Below are 17,399 nucleotides of genomic sequence, written 5' to 3' on the forward strand. Positions count from 1 at the left end.
CGGCACTCTAGCGGCCCGGGTTGTTCCCTTTGGTTGAAAATTGTAGAAAACGGTGACCATGACCTCCCGTGCCCCGGTCCCCACCTCCTCGGACGCGCTGCTCACCACGCGCGAGGTGGCGGCGCTCCTGCGAGTCCACCCCAAGCACGTCTACCGGCTGCTCAAGCGCGGCATCCCCACGCGCCGGGCCGGGGGCAAGTGGCTCTTTCCCCGCGAGGAGGTGCTGCGTTGGGCGGAGTCCTCCGCGCATGCTCCGTCCGAATCCGAGACCGCTCCCACGGGAGCCGCGCCCGCGCCATTGCTCGCGGCGAATGGAGATCTCGCGGTGGAGACGCTCCTCGCGCGGCATCAACGGGAAGGTCATCCCCTGGTGGGCTTCGTGCTCGCGGATCGCTCCCACGCGCTGGAGCTGCTGGAGCAGGGGCAGGTGATGGCCGCTGGATGGCATGGCGCGCTGCCCGCCGAGACCGAGGCGCGTGGAGGGCTGGCCCGTCTGCACCTGGTGCATCGCGAGGTCGGTCTGATCGCCGCGCCGGGGAAGGAGCCCGCCGCGCTGGAGCGGTTGTCGCGGGTGCGCTTCGCGAGCCGTCCCCCCACCGCGGGCGTGCGGCACCACCTGGACGAGTGCCTTCGCGACGCGGGCCTGGACTCCAGGAGTCTTCACCGGGGGGCCACGCTGCATGCGTCCCACCGGGACGTGGCTTGCGCCGTGGCCCGGGGCGAGGCGGACGTGGGCCTGGCGTCACGCGCCTGGGCCTCGCGGCTCGGACTGTCCTTCCGCTCGCTCGGATACGAGGCCTATGGGCTCGTCATCCCCACGGTGCTGCTGGGCACGCCCGCCGTCGTGGGCCTGTGCGAGACCGCCCAGGGCGCCGCGCTCCGGCGCTCGCTGCGGGGGATTCCAGGGTATGAGCCGGGCGATACCGGCAAGCTCCAGGTGCTCGCGGCGCGCGCATCCCGCCACGCCCCCACCCGGAAGAAGGAGAGGACATGAAGAACCTCGTGAGGACCGTGCTCCGAAGGGGCGGGCTGCTCCTGCTCGTCGTGGGAGTCCTGGCCGGCTTGTGGGGGCCCTCCGCCGCCGCCGCGGACGCGCCGCCCCCGCCTCGCACCCACACCTTGAGGATGGCCGCGGCGGCGGACCTGAAGTTCGCGCTGGACGAGCTGCTGAAGGACTTCCGCGCGAAGCATCCCGACGACCGGGTGGAGGTCACCTACGGCTCGTCGGGCAACTTCCTCGCGCAGCTCTCCCAGGGCGCGCCCTTCGACGTCTTCCTCTCCGCGGACATGTCCTACCCGCGCAAGCTCGTCGAGCAGGGGCTCGTGGAGCCGGGCGGAGTCTTCGCCTACGCCGTGGGCCACCTCGTCCTGTGGGTGCCCCAGGACTCGACGCTGCCCGTGGAGAAGCTCGGAATGAAGGTGCTGCTGGAGCCGGGCGTCCGGCGCATCGCCATCGCCAACCCCCAGCATGCCCCCTACGGCCGAGCGGCCGAGGCCGCCTTGAAGAGCCAGGGCCTCCATGACGCCGTCAAGGACAAGCTGGTGCTCGGGGAGAACGTCGCGCAGGCGGCCCAGTTCGCGCAGAGCGGCGCCGCGGACGTGGGCATCATCGCGATGTCGCTCGCGCTCGCCCCGGCCATGAAGGAGCGGGGTCGTTACTGGGAAGTCCCCGTGAGCGCCTACCCGCGCATGGAGCAGGGCGGGGCCCTTCTCAAGAAGGCCCAGGATCCGGAGCTGGCCCGACAGTTCCGCGATGCGCTGCTCGGCTCCCAGAGCCGGCCGCTGCTCGAGCGCTACGGTTTCTCCACGCCGGGGAAGTGACGGGGCACGTCCCGCGAGGCGTGGCTCACTCCGTGGCGGGTGTGGGCAGGCCGGCGGTGTGGAGCCGGGTGAAGATCTGCATCAGCACGTACAGCGCGAACGCGGCGTCATCCACGCGGTAGCTGCCGCCTCGCGCCCCGAGCGTCTGCAACTTGAGCAGATCACCCCCATCCACGTGGAGCAGGTAGGCCTGTGCGCCCAGGGGCCCCTCGCCCGCGAGCGCGAGCCCGCGGCGGGCGGCATCGAGGCAGGCCTGGATGCACGTGCCGTAATCCCCCGTGGCGAAGGCTCCCTCCGCGGCCCGGGCATGGTCGAACAGCTCCGAGGGCGCGAGCGCACTCGCGGCGCCCAGGGGCCGCTGTCCGGTCAGCGCTGGGGGCGCGGTGGGCGCGACCACCACCTGCGGCGCCCCCACGGCGGGCATGCTTCGCGACGGCATGGCGGGGCGCGGGGCCGCGAGTGAGGCGGAGGCGGTGGTAGTGGAGGACACGGAGGTGGAGGCGGCGGAGGTGCGGCCCACCAGGTGCTGGCTGAGCTCGGCTTCCAGTCCTCTCCCCGCGGGACGGGGCGCCGCCACGGGGTTGGCCGAGCGGGGTGGGGGGACGATGCGCTTGGCCCGCAGATCCTGGATGACGAGCCGGGTGATGCCCTTGAGCGCGTCCAGCACGCCCTTGCCGCTGATGGCCTCGGTCTCGAAGTCGGGCACGAGGCGGGGATTGAGCGCCTCGCGCAGCTCCGCCACGGGCAGGGCCGAGGTCAGGTCGCGCTTGTTCCACTGCACCACGAGCGGGAAGCGCTCCAGCCGGATGCCCTGCTCCAGCAGGTTCTCCTGCAGGTTGGCCATGGACTCGCGGTTGGCGTCCATCATCTCCGGCTGCGAGTCCGCCACGAACACCACGCCGTCGGCGCCCTGGAGCACCAGCTTGCGCGTGGCGTTGTAGAAGACCTGGCCGGGCACGGTGTACAGCGCGAGCCGCACCGTGCAGTCATTCACCCGCTCCACCTTCACGGGCAGGAAGTCGAAGAAGAGCGTCCGGTCTCCCTCGGTGGCGATGGACATCATCTCGCCGCGGTGCGCCGGGCGCACCGTTTCGTAGATCTTTCGCAGCGTGCTCGTCTTGCCGGACAGACCCGGTCCATAGAAGACGATCTTCGCCGCCACTTCCCGGGCTACCAGGTTCACGCTGCTCACGGTGTCAGCTTTCCTAGAACGACTTGACGCCGCGCGCCAGTCGCCGACGGCACGTTCGCCGGCGTTCCCGACAGATGCTCGTTGGCCAGCAGCGCGAAGCACACCGCTTCCTTGGCGCCCTCGGGCAGGCCCAGCACGTCCACCGGGTGCACCGGCAGGGGCGCGAGCCGCGCCGTCAGCCGCTCCATCAGCACGGGGTTGCGGATGCCGCCGCCGGACACGTACACCGCCTCCAGCGTGAAGCGCGGCAGGAGCCAGGCCTCGTAGGCGCGCGCCGTGGCCTCCACGGTGAACTCCACCGCCGTGGCCATCAAGTCCTGGGGCCGCGTGTCCCGGGCGCGCTCCCACAGCCGCGTCACCAGTGCGTCCCCGAAGCCCTCGCGTCCGGCGCTGCGCGGTGGGGGCAGGGCGAGGAAGGGGTGGGCGAGCAGCTCCTCGAGCAGGTGCGGCACCACCTGGCCCCCGCGCGACAGGTGGCCGTCCAGGTCGCACGAGAGCTGGCCGCCGGAGATGCGCCGCGCCAGCCCGTCCATCACCATGTTTCCCGGTCCGGTGTCGAAGGCGATGGTGTCCTCCAGCCGCTCGCTCACCACGCTCACGTTGCCGATGCCGCCCAGGTTCTGCAGCGCCCGGGCCACGCCCGGCTTACGGAACAGGGCCCAGTCCAGATAGGGCACCAGCGGGGCGCCCTGACCTCCCGCCGCCATGTCCCGGGTGCGGAAGTCGCTCACCACGGCGATGCCGGTGCGCTCGGCGATGACGGAGGCCTCCCCGAGCTGAAGCGTGGAGGGCGTGTCCGACAGGCTCGAGGGCCAATGGGCCACCGTCTGTCCATGCGAGCCGATGACGTCCACGTCCTCGGGGCGCAGGCCCGCCCGGGTGATGACCTCCAGCGCCGCCTCGGCGAAGTGCTCGCCCAGGGCGAAGTTCAGCTCACACAGCGCGCGGGCGTCCTGGGCGGAGAGCACCCGCTGGGTGAACTCCGGGGAGAAGGGCCGCGAGACGTGGGCGAGCAGGGTGATGCGAACCTCCGCTCCGGTGCCCTCGATGCGGCAGAGCACCGCCTCCACCGCGTCCACGCTGGTGCCAGACAGCAGCCCGACACACAGCCGTGCGCGGGAGAGGCGGGATCCCGAGTCCATGTCCCTCAATGTAAGGCCTGGCTCCCACGCCCGCCGGGCTCATCCGGGGTGAACGACGAAAATCCCTCACTCTGGGAAAGTCCGGGCAATGACGGTGAGTCTCCCTGGTGGGGAGGGGAGCGCCGTGCCGGGGGTTTTCGCCCGGATGCCCTCCGGGTGGCGGCTCAGGGGCGGGCCGAGCGGCCCATTCCCACCTGGCTCCGCGTGTCCGGGGTCACGCGGAGGCGCTCGTTCGTGCCCCCGCGTGGAGTGGGGCCCCAGGTCTGGCGGCCGGAATTGGCCGGGGTGTTCCGCCTGGGCGCGTTCTGGCGCGGCTCGTCGTCGGGCGGAACTTCGCTCAGGCGCTCCTGATTCTTGCGCCACTGCCGGATGCCGGGGCACTCCGGCGGCTCGTTCACCTGGGGTTCGATCGCGCAGTCGCCGACGTCCACCGCCGAGGGCAGGGGGCGGGAGAGCCGCGGGGCTGGAGCTTCCGGCGGGGGCGTGCGTCTGGCGGAGGGCTCCGTGCGGGGGAGCTCGGGGGCGGGAGGACGGAGGGGCGTTGCCGGGGAGGGGGCGAGGCGGGCGGCGCCGTGTTGCCCCGGGACGAGGACGTGCCGTTGGCGAGCCGGTTGTCCTGGGCGCGGGTCTCGCTCGGCGCCATGGGCCGCACGGGAGACGCCCGCTCACGCCCTCCACATCCGCTCACGTCGTTGGCCTGGAGCGAGGAGGTGCCCCACGTCACCTGGATGCAGTCCTGGGCGAGGGCGCTCACCGAGCTGTTCTTCACCGCCGCGCTCATGCCCAGGGAGATGCCCTGGGTGGCCTGATCGATCCGGGCGCCGTCGATGACCGTGCCCCGGCCTCCGCGCACCCGGACGCCGTACCAGGAGCCCGGACGGCCATGGGAGGTGAACTCCACGGGTTGTGACGGGGTCCCGAGCACCACCAGCGTGCCATCGACGATGAGCTCCACGCGCTCGGGGTCCACGCCGGAGCGCAACCCGTCCTCGGGGATGGCGATGATCTGCACGCCGGCTTCCACCGTCAGCTTCGCGCCCCAGGGCACCGTGACGTCCCCGGTGAGCACGTAGGGGCTGAGGTTCCTCTTCCACACCGTGTCCGCGGTGGGCAGCGCGCCCTGCACGTCCACGGCGGACGCCAGGGCGGGCAACAGCAACAGCAGGGCGGACAGCACGGCACGCATGACGGAGTGAGCGTATCTCCCACTCCGACAGATCGTCCAGGTCATCCGACCTGGACGGTTGCTTTCCGGGCGGCGTTCAACCTCGACGGAGGATTACTTCAGCAGGCCTTCGGCCTTCAGGGCGGCCTGCACGTTGGGGCGCGCGGCCACGCGTCCCTGGTAGGCCTGGATCGCCGGGAACTTGCTCAGATCGATGCCCAGGTGCCCGGTCCAGCTCAGCACGGTGAAGAGGTAGGCGTCGGCGACGGTGAACTGCTCGCCGAGGAAGTGGGACTGCTTGGACAGCCGCTCGTTCACCGCGGTCAGGCGCTTGTCGATGTTGCCCTTCACCAGCGTCCGGGCGTCCTCGGGGAAGGCGGGGTTGAAGAGCGGGCCGAAGCTCTTGTGCAGCTCGGTGCCGATGAAGTTGAGCGCCTCCTGCAGCTTGTAGCGCTCCAGGGTGCCGTTGGCCGGCGCGAGCTTGGACTGGGGCGCCTTGTCGGCGATGTACTGCACGATGGCCGGGCCCTCGGTGAGGGTGCTGCCGTCGTCCAGCTGCAGGGCGGGCACGTAGCCGTTGGGGTTGACGGAGGTGAAGTCCTTGCCGCTCTCGGTCTTCTTGGTGCGCAGATCGACCTTCTCGATGTCGAAGGTCTGGCCCGCCTCGCGCAGGACGATGTGGGGCGACAGCGAACAAGCACCAGGCGTGTAGTAGAGCTTCATTCGGGGATTTCCTTGGGAAGAGGTTGCCCGGAGACGGCGGGCGCGCCTATTTGCCCACTTCTTCGAGCTCTCGCCACGATTTCCGTCCGCATTCCAGTCACTGGCCGTGTACGTGACACTTCGCGTTGTTGAATCGTTGAACCAACCAGGAGGCTGTTCATGGGTTTCATCGGCACGTACCGCGGGCTCGCGGAGGCCTTCCAAGGGGGCCGGGGACATGGGCCGATGGACGCCGGGCTCGTCCTGCATGCCCGGCGGTTCCTCTCCACGGGCCAGGGGCCCTCGGCGCCCACCGCTCCGCTCGAGGGGCTCGTGCCCGGCTCCTTGGAGAGCCAGGTGGACCAGGGCGACGACTGCGAGGAGAACCGGACCTTTCCCTACCGCATCCTCGCGCCCACGGGCCTCGAGCGAGGAGCCCGGGGGGTGGTGCTCCTGCACGGCCTCAACGAGAAGAAGTGGGAGAAGTACCTGCCGTGGGCCAAGGCGCTCGCCGAGGGGCTCGGCGCGCCCGTCATCCTCTTTCCCATCGCCTTCCACATGGAGCGCTCCCCGGCGCTCTGGTTCGAGCCCCGGCCCATGCGGCAGCTCAGCCGCGACCGCCAATCCCGCCTCCCCGGCCTGGAGCTGTCCTACTTCGCCAATGCCGCCTTGAGCTCCCGCCTCCACGCGCGACCCGAGCGCTTCCTCTGGGCGGGCCTGCGCACCCTGGAGGACGTCGTGGCGCTCTCCCAGCGCGTGCGCCAGGGCGAGGAGCCGCTGCTGGCGCCGGACGCGCGGCTGGACTTCTTCGGCTACTCCATTGGTGCCTTCATCTCGGAGCTCCTCCTGCTGTCGGATGAAGACGGACGCTTCTCCGAGTCCCGGGTGGTGAGCTTCTGCGGCGGCTGCGTGCTCTCGCGTCAGGAGCCGCTGGCGCGGGAGATCCTCGACAGCGCGGCGGTCCAGGCCCTGCGCCACTTCCTCCTGAGGGAGCTGGAGCCCCTCAAGCGGGTGCGGCCCGAGCTGAGCCGGTTGTTCTCGGAGCACCCCGTGGGCCGGGCGTTCGAGCTCATGGTGAGCGAGGAGCACCTGCGCGCCGAGCGGGAGGCGGCCCTGCGGCGGGTGGGCTCGCGCATCCAGGCGATCGCCCTCCAGGAGGACCGGGTGGCGCCGGCGGGCGCCGTGGCGGACACCTTCGCGGGGACGGGGGTCCGGGTGGACATCCTGGCGCCGCCCTACGACTACGAGCACGTCAACCCGTTCCCCGCCGTGACCGCGCTGGAAGCGGATGTCGAGCGAAGCTTCGCGGACACCTTCGGGCGCGCGGTGGCGTGGTTGGCGCGTTGAGCCGCGCGCGGATTCAGTAGACGGCGAGCCCCAGCGACCAGGAGCTGACGAAGCCGCGGACGTCTGGATTGGAGTTGGGCAACCAGTCCTGGGTCCAGCGGAACGTCAGCCCCAGGCGCGTGGTCAGCTCCAGCTCCGCGAGCGCGCCGAAGGAGACGTAGGGCCGTGTGCCCTCGCTGGTGGGCAGACCCACGCCCGTGGTGGCGGACCAGGATTGTCCCCCGCCGACGAAGGGGCCCAGGTGCAGCCGCCACAGCGACAGGGGGTACCACTGTGCCTCCAGGCCGAGGCGCACGTTGTAGTAGCCGCGGACGTCGTTGCTGGCGAACTGCATGCGCGTGTCGGCGAGCAGGCCGAACTTCTTCGTGGGGTAGTAGCCGAGCGCGAAGCGGAAGCCGGGGCCGCGCTCGATCAGGCCCCGGGGCAGCGCGAGGCTGTCGTTGCCCGCGCCGAACTGGTACGAGAAGCCCGCGCGGTTGAGGGGCGCGGCACCGCTGAGCCACATGCCGGCGCCCTCCTCTCCCGAGAGCGAGACCTCGGAGACGGTGCTCAGGTCCGCCGCCGTGAGCTCATCGAGCGCGACGATGCTCTGGCGTCCGTTGCGGTGCCAGAGGTGCACCGGGTGGTGCGGGTGCACGGCGATCGAGCCCTCGTAGCGAGCCCCTTCGGTGGCGGCCAGCCCGATGCCGACCCCCACGCCCATGACGACGACGAGCACCAACAGATCGTTGATTCCGTTGATGTTGCCGAGGTTGCCGGAGGAGGAACCTCCCGAGGAGCTGCTCGACGAGGTGCCCCCGGGGACCGCCGAGGCCCCATGGACGTCGGCTCCGGTGGCCACGACCGATGGCCGGTAGGGAGGCTCGTAGTAGGGCGAGCCGTAGAAGTCGAAATAGAGGGAGGGCACCCAGTGGCCGCGATGGGTGACCACATAGCCGGGAGGCGGCTCGCCGGCGGGTGGTTCCCAGGCGGGGGCCGGCTCGGGATCCTCCGCGGTCGAGAAGCGCTGCACCGCGTAGATGTTGCGTCCGCGCTCCTGTGGAGGCGTCTGGACGATGCGCTCCATCTCTCCCCGAGACACCTCGTAGTGGTGGCCCAGGCACCCGCTCGTCAGCATCAGCGCGATGAGGGGGAGGACACAGGCGGGGGAGCGCCAGGGGCTCGCCCGGCGGGAGTGTTCGCTCGCGGAAGCCTTCCGGGTGTCATGCTTCATGCTGTCTCCTGACAGGCACACCAGGATGCCATGCCGGGCAGACGCCGAACAGGCGACACCCGGCCCGCTGATGCGATTCATGTGCTCACTTCTCTCGGGCGAGGGCGGGGTGGGTCTCTGGCGGTTCCGAGTCCTCGCGGCTTTCCCATCCGGTCCACCGGATTGCCATTCAGTGGGTCCGGGAGTCGTCAGGGTGGGAAGGATCTTTCCCGGGTGTGGGAGGAAACAGGCCCGAAGAGGCAGGTGGGCGTGGTTTTTCGTTCCATTCGGTGACCCAGGGTGAGGCACGGCGTCTGCACGATGGGCCGCGACTCTGCACGGAGGACGCATGCGACGATGGAGCGGGCTGCTGGGGATGAGCGTGGTGGGATTGCTGGCGTGTGGGCCCGGCTCCATCCCCGCGACGACGGATTCCGTGGGGAACATCCTGGGCTCCGAGCCCGTCGTCCCCACGCCTCCGGCGTCCTCCTCCGGGACGGGGAACACCCCTCCTGCTGAGAACGCGGGTGCTCCGGAGCCAGGGGCCTATCCGCCGGTGCAGAGCCGCGTCCCGGTGTTCGAGCTGCGCATCACCCCGGAGAACCTGGCGCGGCTGGATGCGGATCCGAAGGCGGATGTGGCGGTGCCGGCCGAGGTGGTGCTCGATGGGCGTGTGGCGCCGGCGCGGGTGGAGTACCGGGGCGCCAGTACGCGCGCGCTTCCCCAGAAGAGCTTCAAGATCAAACTGGACAAGGGCTACGAGCTGGATGAGCGGGATCAGTTCGAGCTGCTGGCGAGCTGGTACGACAGCGGCAAGCTGACCGAGAAGTTCGCGGTGGACCTCTACACGGCCCTGGGCCTGCCGGTGCCGAGCGCCCGCTATGTGCGCGTGAGCCTCAACGGCCAGCACAACGGGCTCTACCTGGACATGGAGCACGTGGGGAAGGAGTACCTGGAGCACCACGAGCTGGAGAAGAACTCCGCCATCTACCGCTGTGGTGGCCGCAACTGCGAGCTGACGCTCGAGGCGGGCTCGCACCAGGACGACTTCGAGAAGAAGACGCGGGAGTCCGAGGACAACTCCGACCTGGAAGCGTTCCTCGAGTGGATCAACCACAGCGACGACGCGCGGTTCGAGGAGAAGCTCGAGCAGTTCGTGGACGTGGAGGCGTACCTGGGCAACCTCGCCGCGGACATGCTCATCTCCAACATCGTCATCGAGGACTCACGCAGCTATTGGATCCACGAGCCGGGCAAGGATCGCTGGCAGTACACGCCCTGGGATTTGAACAACGCGCAGATGCTCGCCTGGCGCACGTGGGCGCCCGAGGATCCGCCCATCACCAACCGCTGGCCGCAGGCCTTCAGTCTGTATGATTCCCTCGTGCAGCGCGTGTACGAGCAGCGCGTGACGGAGCGTCCGGTCTACCGGCCGACCTGGAACGTGCTCAATACGCGCATCTGGGACAGGCCAGCCCTGCGGGCCCGGCTGCTGGCGAAGCTCGAGGCGGCGCTCGCGGGTCCCTTCTCCCAGGCCCGGGCGAGTGCTCACATCGACGCGCTCTGGGCGGTGGCGGGGCCGGAGATGGCGAGGGATCCCCATGCCTCGCCCGTGCACGTGGCCCGGGCGCGTGACTTCCTCCAGAGGTACGTGCGCGAGCGACGGGCCTTCCTGCTCGGGACGCTCGATGCGCTCAAGAACCACGGCACGGGCCCCCTGGTCATCCAGACGATCTCCGCCGGGAGCAAGGGCTATGTGGAGCTGTACAACCGGGGGACGTCCGCCGTGTCCCTGGCGGGGTATGAGCTGACGAACGACTTGCGAGCCACCGTGCGCGCCCGACTGCCTTCCGTCACGCTGAGCCCGGGCCAGCGCCTGCGCTTGACGGCGGATGGCAAGACGTCGGAGGGCGCCACCCATCTGCCTTTCGTCCTGAGCCGCCAGGGGGGCGAGGTGGGCCTCTTCAATGGCAATCGTCTGTCCGCCAGCGGCAAGCCGCTCGTGTATGGCCCGGAGGATGTGGCCTATTACGGCCCACTGCCCTCGGGGATGAAGTATGGCCGGGTGACGCCCGGGAGCGAGGACTTCGAGCGCCAGCCAACCGGCTCTTGAACGAGGGGGGGCGTGGCGGGGGCGCTACGGCACGTCCTTGAGGCCCGGACGCGGCGCGCCCACGAGGATGGCCATGTTGCCATCCGGGTGTTTGTTCTCGCTCATGAGCTGGTGCGCCTCGGGCAGGCTGCCGAAGGAGAACGTGCGGGACAGGCAGGGGGAGAGCCGTCCGTCCCGCAGCAGCTCGTTGAAGGCGGCCGCCTGGTCTCGGTTGGCGAAGTGGGAACCCTGCAAGCGCTTCTGCCTCATCCACAGGTAGCGCAGGTCCACCGTGGCGTTGTAGCCGGTGGTGCCGGCGCAGGTGACGACCATGCCTCCCGTCTGGCAGAGGAAGATGCTGGTGGGGGTGGTGCTCTCTCCGGGGTGCTCGAAGACGAGGGTGGGGTTGCGCTTCTCCCCGAGCGCGTCCCAGAAGGCCTTGCCGAAGGCCTTGGCGCCCTCCATCCACCGGTCATACGCCGCGGTGTCCGTCCAGTGCGGCAACATCCCCCAGTGATCGAAGTTCCGGCGGTTGATGGTGCCAACCGCGCCGAGCTGCTTGCAGAACCCGGCGCGCTCCTCGCTGGAGACCACGGCTACCGGCCGCGCGCCCGCGAGCACCGCGAGCTGGATGGCCATGCAACCCAGACCTCCCGCCCCTCCCCAGACGAGCACCGGCTCGCCCTTCTTCAGGGTATTGGGCGTCCAGCCGTGGAGCATCCGGTAGGCCGTGGCGCCCACGAGCGTCGGCGCCGCGGCCTCCTCCCACGTCAGGTGGGGCCACTTGGGCAGGCATTGCAGCTCCTGCACCCGGGTGAATTGCGCGAAGGAGCCCCAGTTGGATTCGTAGCCCCAGATGTGGAACGAGGGGTGGAAGGCCGGATCCATGCCCTCGGCGATCTCCGGGGCGTCCTCGTCCCAGCGGCCGCAGTGGACGACCACGTGGTCTCCCACCCGCACCCGGGTCACCTTCTCACCCACCGCGTAGACGATGCCGCTGGCATCCGAGCCGCCCACGTGGAAATCCGAGGGCTCCCCGTAGCGCGCGTGCAGCTTGCACGCATCCACGGGGGTGCCCTGGGCGGCCCAGACGTTGTTGTAATTGATGCCGGCGGCCATCACGAGGACGAGCACGTCCCTGGGCCCCAGCGGGGGGACCTCCAACTGCTCGAGCTGGAAGGCCGTGCGCGGCTCGCCGAGGCGTGAGGAGCGAATCACCTGGGCGAACATCCGGCGGGGCACGACCCCCAGGGGGGGCAACTCACCAATGGGAAAGCAGTCTGGGCGCATGGAAGGCGGTGTGACGCGGTGTGCGGGAGTTCGACTCCGTGCGTCTTATAGGCGCTCCGCGTCCCGGGGAACAGGGTGTCATCCACCGTGTGGGCCGGGTGCCACCGGATTCCATCGCCTCTGGCGGCGAGGGGAGGTCACTCGCTCCAGTAGGTCTTGGTCAGCAGGCTGAACCCGTTCACGGTGTCGACGAAGATGGCGACGTTGTTGCCGCTCCACGGATCGTCCGCGTAGCTGAAGTAGCAGCCCTTGAACGAGCGCCCCGCGGTCAGCGCGTCGAGGTTGGCCAGGCCCGTGTCGATCACGCTCTGGGGAATCTCATGGTTCCGGTTGGCGAGGTTCAGCGTGTCCAGGAACTCGGCACGCACTTCGGCGGCGTCGGCCAGGTTCGGGCGGACGGTCGCGCCATACGGAACGCTGCTCGGCTCGAGCCCGAAGCACTCCAGGTGGCCAACACGGTAGGAGCCGCTCGTCGTCACGATCTGCCACCAGTCGAAGTGGCGGGCCATGCTCGCGCCGTAGAGGTCCCTGCCTGGCACCGCGTTCACCGTGTCGATGAGCGCCTCGAGGGGCCGGCTCAGCGTGGCCGCGTTCCGGAGGTTGCGCAGGCTCACTTCGCTGATCCCCGTGACCTTGGAGATGTCCTGGACCGACGTGAACGGGCGCAGGTTGAGCAGGTTCACGGCGCCATTCCACGCGTACGGCAGGACGTCATGCAGCTCGCTGTCGCTGATGCTGTTCACCAGCGACACGATCGCCGCGGCGTCATCGGTGGACACCGCGAGGCCGTCCAGGATGCCCACGCAGCTGGGGCCAATGAACTCCTCTTCCCGGGCACCGCCCTCGATCTGCGCGATGCGGGTCGGACCGACCAGCCGGACCGAGGCGACGTCCGCCAGGGACGTGAACGGTGACGACGTGCGCCGGGCGATGAGGTTGTTGGCGACGTCGCTCGGCAGGTACACGTCCAGCGTCTGGAAGGACGCCGTGTTCACGAAGTCGATGATGCCCTGACACTCCGGAGCCACGTCCACGTCCGTGGTGGTGAGCGGCGCCCGCTGCTGCTCGATGGACTCGGTGGAGGGAGCGGGTTCGGTACCACCGCAACCGGCGAACAGGCTCACGGCGAGAAGGGCTTGGCCAAGACGACGCATCAGGTGACTCCTTGATCGAGGAGAGAACAGGGGGATGCGCCCCAATACACCAACTCCAACCAGCGCTCAGGTGACTATCCTGTCACTTGACAGCCTTTTCCTCGCCCCATTTCGACCACCCCCGCGCCAGACCCTCGCGGGACTGGAGTCACCACCCCTGGTGACTGTTGTCACCAGCGAGCACCCGCGGGAGGCGCGTCCTTCTCGGGCCTCGAGAGGAACTCGGCGCGGATCAACCCATTTTTCTCGAAGGGTGGATATTTCCGAGGTGCCTGGACGCTGGCATGGCGGCTGCAATACTCTTCCCCATCGCAGGACCGATACCTCCCCGCGCCGCATCTCCCCCCTTCCCTCTGCTTTCCGGAGCCTCCCATGTCCATCTCCGTCAAGAACAACGCCAACAACCTGTTGCTCCAGCTCCTGCAGACCTCCACGCAGGGCTCCCAGGGACAGGGCAAGCTCAGCCTCGAGAACGCCGGCAAGATGCTGCAGATGCTCGGGCAGATGATGACGGCCCTGCAGACCCTCCAGGACAGCATTCAAGGCAAGAGCGACTCCTTCGGGGGCGGCAACAAGCCGGGCGGCACGAATGGCTCGGGTGGCGCGGAAGGCACCAATCCGCTGCTCCAGCAGTTCCAGCAGCTGCTGCAGACGCTGGAAGCCCTCCAGAACCCGCAGGCGGGCGGTCCCCAGCAGGGCCCCGGTGGCGCGCCGGGCTCCCAGCAGGGTGGGGTGGCGTTGCCCTTCGCCGCTCAGGCCCAGGTGCTCAACAACGCGAAGCAGGAGCAGGCCGCCCTGCTGAGCAAGATCTCCGAGGGCGTGAAGTCCGGGAAGATCACCCCGCAGGAGCTCGGCCCGCTGATGCAGGGCGTGAAGAAGCTGGCCGAGGCGACCCGGGCCGCGTCGGCGGACGGCAACGTCACGGCCGAGGAGGCGGCGAACCTCCAGAAGCTGAGCATGGAGAACATCACGAACACCAAGTCGGCGTTCGAGAACGGTGACAAGGCCTCCTTCGCCTCCATCAACCCGGCGTCCCAGCACCAGGCCCAGCAGCTCAGCGACATCGCCAAGGGCCTCGAGGATGGCTCCATCAGCAACCTCGAGCTGACCGACCTGGCGGAGGAGCAGGGCGCGCTCGCGGAGGCCCAGGGCAACATCTCCTCGACCGAGGACGCCTCCAAGCTGCTCCAGGCGCAGCAGCTGACCGACCTCACCATCCAGCTGGCCCGCCTGACCAACACCAAGGCCTGAGCCGGTCCCTGCATCGCCCCTCCACCCCTCATCGGCCCGGTGCCGGTGGGGGGTGACTCATTTCCGGGGGTCCTCGACGAAGGCCCTCAGCCCCCGAGGGCGTCCTCGACGCGAGGAATGTGCTCGCGCACGAGCCGCCAGCCCTCATCGAGTGAGCTGGTGCGCGCGGTGATCAACATGATCGCGGCCCGCCCCTTGGAGAGCACGCTCGCGAAGTGCAGGTTGTTGCGGGAGATGATCTGCACTTCCTCGAAGTAGTGCTCGCCGTTCTCCGGGATGCCACGCTGGATGCGCACCAGTTGCTCGACCTGGGTGACGGTCGGACCCCTGAACATCTGCGCGAGTCCGATGACCACGGACGAGTGCAGGGTGCTTTTTCCGGTGACCTTGTTGTGGACCCCGATGAGCTCGGTGGTCCGGAGGTCGACGACGGCACAGGCGAGCCCGCCCTCCAACCCCTCGACGATCTCACGACAGATGGTTCTCACGGCTTCCATGTGCGGTCCTGACTACGCCTTCGCGGAGGCGTGACGGGGTGAGCGGAACGCCGCGAGGATCTTCCGCCGGCCAGCGAAGGGCTTCCGGCCATGCGACGCGAGCATGTTGTCGAAGTAGAGGATGTCACTCTTCTTCCACTCGATGGAGATCTCCTCTTCCTCGTACAGCGCGAGGATGTCCGCGACGACCGAGTCCTCGATGGGGGTGCCATCACCGTAGAGGGAGTTCTGCCAGGCCTCGCCCTGGGCGGCGCTCGACATCGGGCCGCCGAAAGAGCCGAGGAGCTTCGACCAGTAGGTGTAGTGCCACAGGGCCAGGGTGTTGAAGAAGATGGGCGTGCCCGTCGTGGGGTGCTCGCGCACGGCCGGGGCCCTCTGGGTGAGCGTCAGCCGCTCTCCATTCCACTCAGCCTGGACGCCGTTGCCCCGGCAGAACTCGGTGATCCACTGCTTGTCCGTGGTCCCGAACGTCTCCTGGATGGAGCGGTAGGGCGTATCCTGCGTGTAATTGCGCACATACTTGAGCCCGAGTGAGAGGAACTTGTCGAGCACCGTCCGGGGCAGACGCCGGTAGAGCTGGTGCGCGTCGCACAGGGTGGTCGCCCCCCCTTCCTCTGGCGGCTCCTCGCAGAAGAACAGGATCTGCATCGGCCAGTAGGCGTTGTAGGCCATCTCATGGTGCTGGGCGAGGCTGTGCTTGGGCGGCAGCTCCGTCGAGTTGTAGACCTCGGGCGCGACGAGCGTTCGCGGCCCGATGCCTCCCCGGTAGTCGATGGACTCGGGCTCGAGCGCCTTCGCGGTAGCCGAGAAGCCGTTGCGGTCGCAGTCGAAGCCCCGCAGGATGACGCCACGGTGGCGGAGGATGGCGGCTTTCAGGAACGCCTTGTTCTCCTCGGCCCATTGCGCCGCCGACATGCCCTCCCGCCTGGCCTCGATGCGCAGCAGGAAGTCGGTTTCGGGGTAGAGAATGTCTGTCTTGATGATGTCATTCATGATGTATGGCTCCAATGATGTCTTTGATGGGACTCAGGTGACGGCGAACAGCACCTTGCCCTCGGCCTGACCGTTGGCACCGTCCGAGAACCGGAAGGACATGGACAGCATCAGCAGGTCCGCGCGCTTGCGCGTGACCTCGGTCCACTCGATGGTGCCCTGGAAGCCGCGAGGATCGATGGCCCTGCGGAAGGACGTCTGCAGGGAGAGGATCCACATGTTCGGCAACTGCTTCTCGCGGAAGGCCCGCAGGTCGAACGGACCGACGGTGGCGGCGAACGGATGCGTCTTCGCCTCCACCAGGGACCACGCGAACATCAGATAGCCCAACTGGTTGACGCAGATGTTGGCCTCGACCGCGTTGAAGTGCCCGGTCGAGTCGATGTAGCAGGACGACGGAATCACGAAATCCCCTCGCAGCGCCAACGTCGTGTCGGACGCCGCGGGGACCACGTTGGCGTGCTTCATGTACCGGCACGGGGGCAGATAGGGCGCGAGCACGAGCTCCAGCAGCTCCCGCGGGACCGGCCGCGCGGGGGGAACCAGGAGGGGCGTGGACTCGATCAGCGATGCATCCATGGGGAATCAATCCTTGGGGGAGTAGAAGGGGTGACCGTCGTAGAGACCAATCCGGTAGATCATCTGCGCTTCGTGCCGCGGGCTCGCGCCAGAGCGGTGGAGCAGGGTGCGATTGTCCCAGACGAGGATGTCGCCCTCTTCCCACTCATGCGTGATGACGTGCTCGGGCCTGGCGATGAAGGCGAAGACGTCCGCGAGCAGCGCCGAACTCTCGTCCGCCGCATAGCCATCGATGCGCTGGGTGAACCCCTCGTTGACGTAGAGCGACCGCTCCTGGGTGAGGGGATGCTGGATGATGCTGGGATGGCGAACGGGCGGTGCGAGTCTGGCTTCGGCCTCGATGAGCTCATGGAGGGGCTTGCCGATGTCCTCCTCCCGGACCTTGTAGCGCCCGTTGCCGCCGTGCCAGGCGTCACGGCCCTCGAGCCGCTGCCGAAGCCCCATGGGCAGCCGCTCCAGGACGGAGGGCATGTCGATGAACAGCGTCTCCCGGCGGCCCTCGGGAAGGATTCGCGGGTAGAGCATCGTCAATGACAGGGGCTGCTGCTGAAAGGAGCAGTCCGTGTGCCAGTAGTAGCCCGTCCTGGACACCCCCATCTTCCTGCTATTGATCGAGACATTGGAGGAGATGAAGATCTCCGGGTGCTCGGGGTGGTGATAGTTGTCTTGCAGGTAGACCTGGGGAGTTCCGAGCTTCCGGGCGAAGTCGATGTACTCGGTGGTGGAGAGCTTCTGACCACGAAAGAGGATGAAGCGCCGCCGGTAGAGCACGTTCTCGCGGAGCTCGCGCGCCTCCTCGTTACCGAACCTTCGAACGTCCACCTTGTCAACCAGCGCGCCCACGCCGTTGATGAACCCTTCTTGTATCTTCATTGTCACTGCACCTCTTGCTTGATTCGGGCGGGGGTGAGCCATCCGCTGGCCCGCCAGTCCCGCCGGTACGACCGTCCCCGCACTCGGGGCGTCAGTACGGGAGGTAGAT

Annotated in this window: 16 protein-coding genes; 5 read left to right on the forward strand and 11 right to left on the reverse strand. The window is 68.8% G+C overall.

Annotation, left to right across the window (positions count from 1 at the left end; all coding sequences use genetic code 11):
- The first annotated feature begins 58 nt into the window (after positions 1–58).
- Positions 59–994: a helix-turn-helix transcriptional regulator gene (locus CYFUS_RS16010; RefSeq protein WP_095986013.1), complete on the forward strand. Its 936-nt coding sequence runs from the start codon at positions 59–61 to the stop codon at positions 992–994.
- The gene (gene modA, locus CYFUS_RS16015; protein WP_095986014.1) at positions 991–1,821 is read left to right on the forward strand and encodes a molybdate ABC transporter substrate-binding protein; all 831 of its coding nucleotides are present in this window, start codon (positions 991–993) and stop codon (positions 1,819–1,821) included. The genes CYFUS_RS16010 and modA overlap by 4 nt, the downstream gene beginning before the upstream one ends.
- A gap of 25 nt (positions 1,822–1,846) precedes the next feature.
- On the opposite strand, the gene CYFUS_RS16020 is transcribed toward modA, so the two are convergent.
- The 4 genes from CYFUS_RS16020 to gstA all read right to left on the reverse strand — a co-directional run bounded on the left by CYFUS_RS16020 (position 1,847) and on the right by gstA (position 6,043).
- Positions 1,847–3,013: a GTP-binding protein gene (locus CYFUS_RS16020; protein ID WP_095986015.1), complete on the reverse strand. Its 1,167-nt coding sequence runs from the start codon at positions 3,011–3,013 to the stop codon at positions 1,847–1,849.
- Entirely contained in the window at positions 3,010–4,155 is a 1,146-nt protein-coding gene (locus CYFUS_RS16025; RefSeq protein WP_095986016.1) for an anhydro-N-acetylmuramic acid kinase, read from the reverse strand. Before CYFUS_RS16025 ends, CYFUS_RS16020 begins: the two co-directional genes overlap by 4 nt.
- A 394-nt stretch (positions 4,156–4,549) precedes the next feature.
- Positions 4,550–5,341, reverse strand: a complete 792-nt coding sequence (locus tag CYFUS_RS16035) for a hypothetical protein (RefSeq protein WP_095986018.1) — start codon at positions 5,339–5,341, stop codon at positions 4,550–4,552.
- A gap of 93 nt (positions 5,342–5,434) precedes the next feature.
- Entirely contained in the window at positions 5,435–6,043 is a 609-nt protein-coding gene (gene gstA / locus CYFUS_RS16040) for a glutathione transferase GstA (protein ID WP_095986019.1), read from the reverse strand.
- A 159-nt stretch (positions 6,044–6,202) separates the two neighbouring features.
- Here gstA and CYFUS_RS16045 point away from each other — a divergent pair, with 159 nt between their 5' ends.
- Positions 6,203–7,369 carry a DUF6051 family protein gene (locus CYFUS_RS16045; RefSeq protein WP_095986020.1) on the forward strand — a complete coding sequence of 389 codons (1,167 nt, stop codon included), beginning with the start codon at positions 6,203–6,205 and terminating at the stop codon, positions 7,367–7,369.
- Between the two features lie 13 nt (positions 7,370–7,382).
- Here CYFUS_RS16045 and CYFUS_RS16050 read toward each other — a convergent pair whose 3' ends face one another.
- Positions 7,383–8,582, reverse strand: coding sequence for a hypothetical protein (locus CYFUS_RS16050; RefSeq protein ID WP_095986021.1), 1,200 nt, complete (start codon positions 8,580–8,582; stop codon positions 7,383–7,385).
- A gap of 328 nt (positions 8,583–8,910) precedes the next feature.
- On the opposite strand from CYFUS_RS16050, the gene CYFUS_RS16055 reads away from it, so the two are divergent.
- Complete coding sequence (locus CYFUS_RS16055) at positions 8,911–10,674, forward strand: CotH kinase family protein (protein ID WP_095986022.1); 1,764 nt, start codon at positions 8,911–8,913, stop codon at positions 10,672–10,674.
- Between the two features lie 24 nt (positions 10,675–10,698).
- Here CYFUS_RS16055 and ccrA read toward each other — a convergent pair whose 3' ends face one another.
- Both ccrA and CYFUS_RS16065 read right to left on the reverse strand, forming a co-directional pair.
- A complete protein-coding gene (ccrA, locus tag CYFUS_RS16060) occupies positions 10,699–11,895 on the reverse strand; it encodes a crotonyl-CoA carboxylase/reductase (RefSeq protein WP_232537596.1) in 1,197 nt (398 codons plus the stop codon).
- Between the two features lie 185 nt (positions 11,896–12,080).
- Positions 12,081–13,097 (reverse strand): hypothetical protein, encoded by a 1,017-nt coding sequence (locus CYFUS_RS16065; RefSeq protein ID WP_095986024.1) that lies wholly within the window; start codon positions 13,095–13,097, stop codon positions 12,081–12,083.
- Between the two features lie 372 nt (positions 13,098–13,469).
- Here CYFUS_RS16065 and CYFUS_RS16070 point away from each other — a divergent pair, with 372 nt between their 5' ends.
- On the forward strand, positions 13,470–14,348 hold the full coding sequence (locus tag CYFUS_RS16070; protein WP_095986025.1) for a hypothetical protein: 879 nt from the start codon (positions 13,470–13,472) through the stop codon (positions 14,346–14,348).
- A gap of 86 nt (positions 14,349–14,434) precedes the next feature.
- Here CYFUS_RS16070 and CYFUS_RS16075 read toward each other — a convergent pair whose 3' ends face one another.
- The 4 genes from CYFUS_RS16075 to CYFUS_RS16090 are packed head-to-tail and all read right to left on the reverse strand — an operon-like array spanning position 14,435 to position 17,290.
- A complete protein-coding gene (locus CYFUS_RS16075) occupies positions 14,435–14,845 on the reverse strand; it encodes a hypothetical protein (RefSeq protein ID WP_095986026.1) in 411 nt (136 codons plus the stop codon).
- Between the two features lie 12 nt (positions 14,846–14,857).
- A complete protein-coding gene (locus tag CYFUS_RS16080; protein WP_095986027.1) occupies positions 14,858–15,838 on the reverse strand; it encodes a TauD/TfdA family dioxygenase in 981 nt (326 codons plus the stop codon).
- A 33-nt stretch (positions 15,839–15,871) separates the two neighbouring features.
- Positions 15,872–16,417 (reverse strand): FcoT family thioesterase, encoded by a 546-nt coding sequence (locus CYFUS_RS16085; RefSeq protein WP_095986028.1) that lies wholly within the window; start codon positions 16,415–16,417, stop codon positions 15,872–15,874.
- A gap of 6 nt (positions 16,418–16,423) precedes the next feature.
- A complete protein-coding gene (locus tag CYFUS_RS16090; RefSeq protein WP_157758469.1) occupies positions 16,424–17,290 on the reverse strand; it encodes a TauD/TfdA dioxygenase family protein in 867 nt (288 codons plus the stop codon).
- Positions 17,291–17,399 lie beyond the last annotated feature (109 nt).

The sequence above is a fragment of the Cystobacter fuscus genome, assembly GCF_002305875.1.
Lineage (GTDB): Bacteria > Myxococcota > Myxococcia > Myxococcales > Myxococcaceae > Cystobacter > Cystobacter fuscus_A.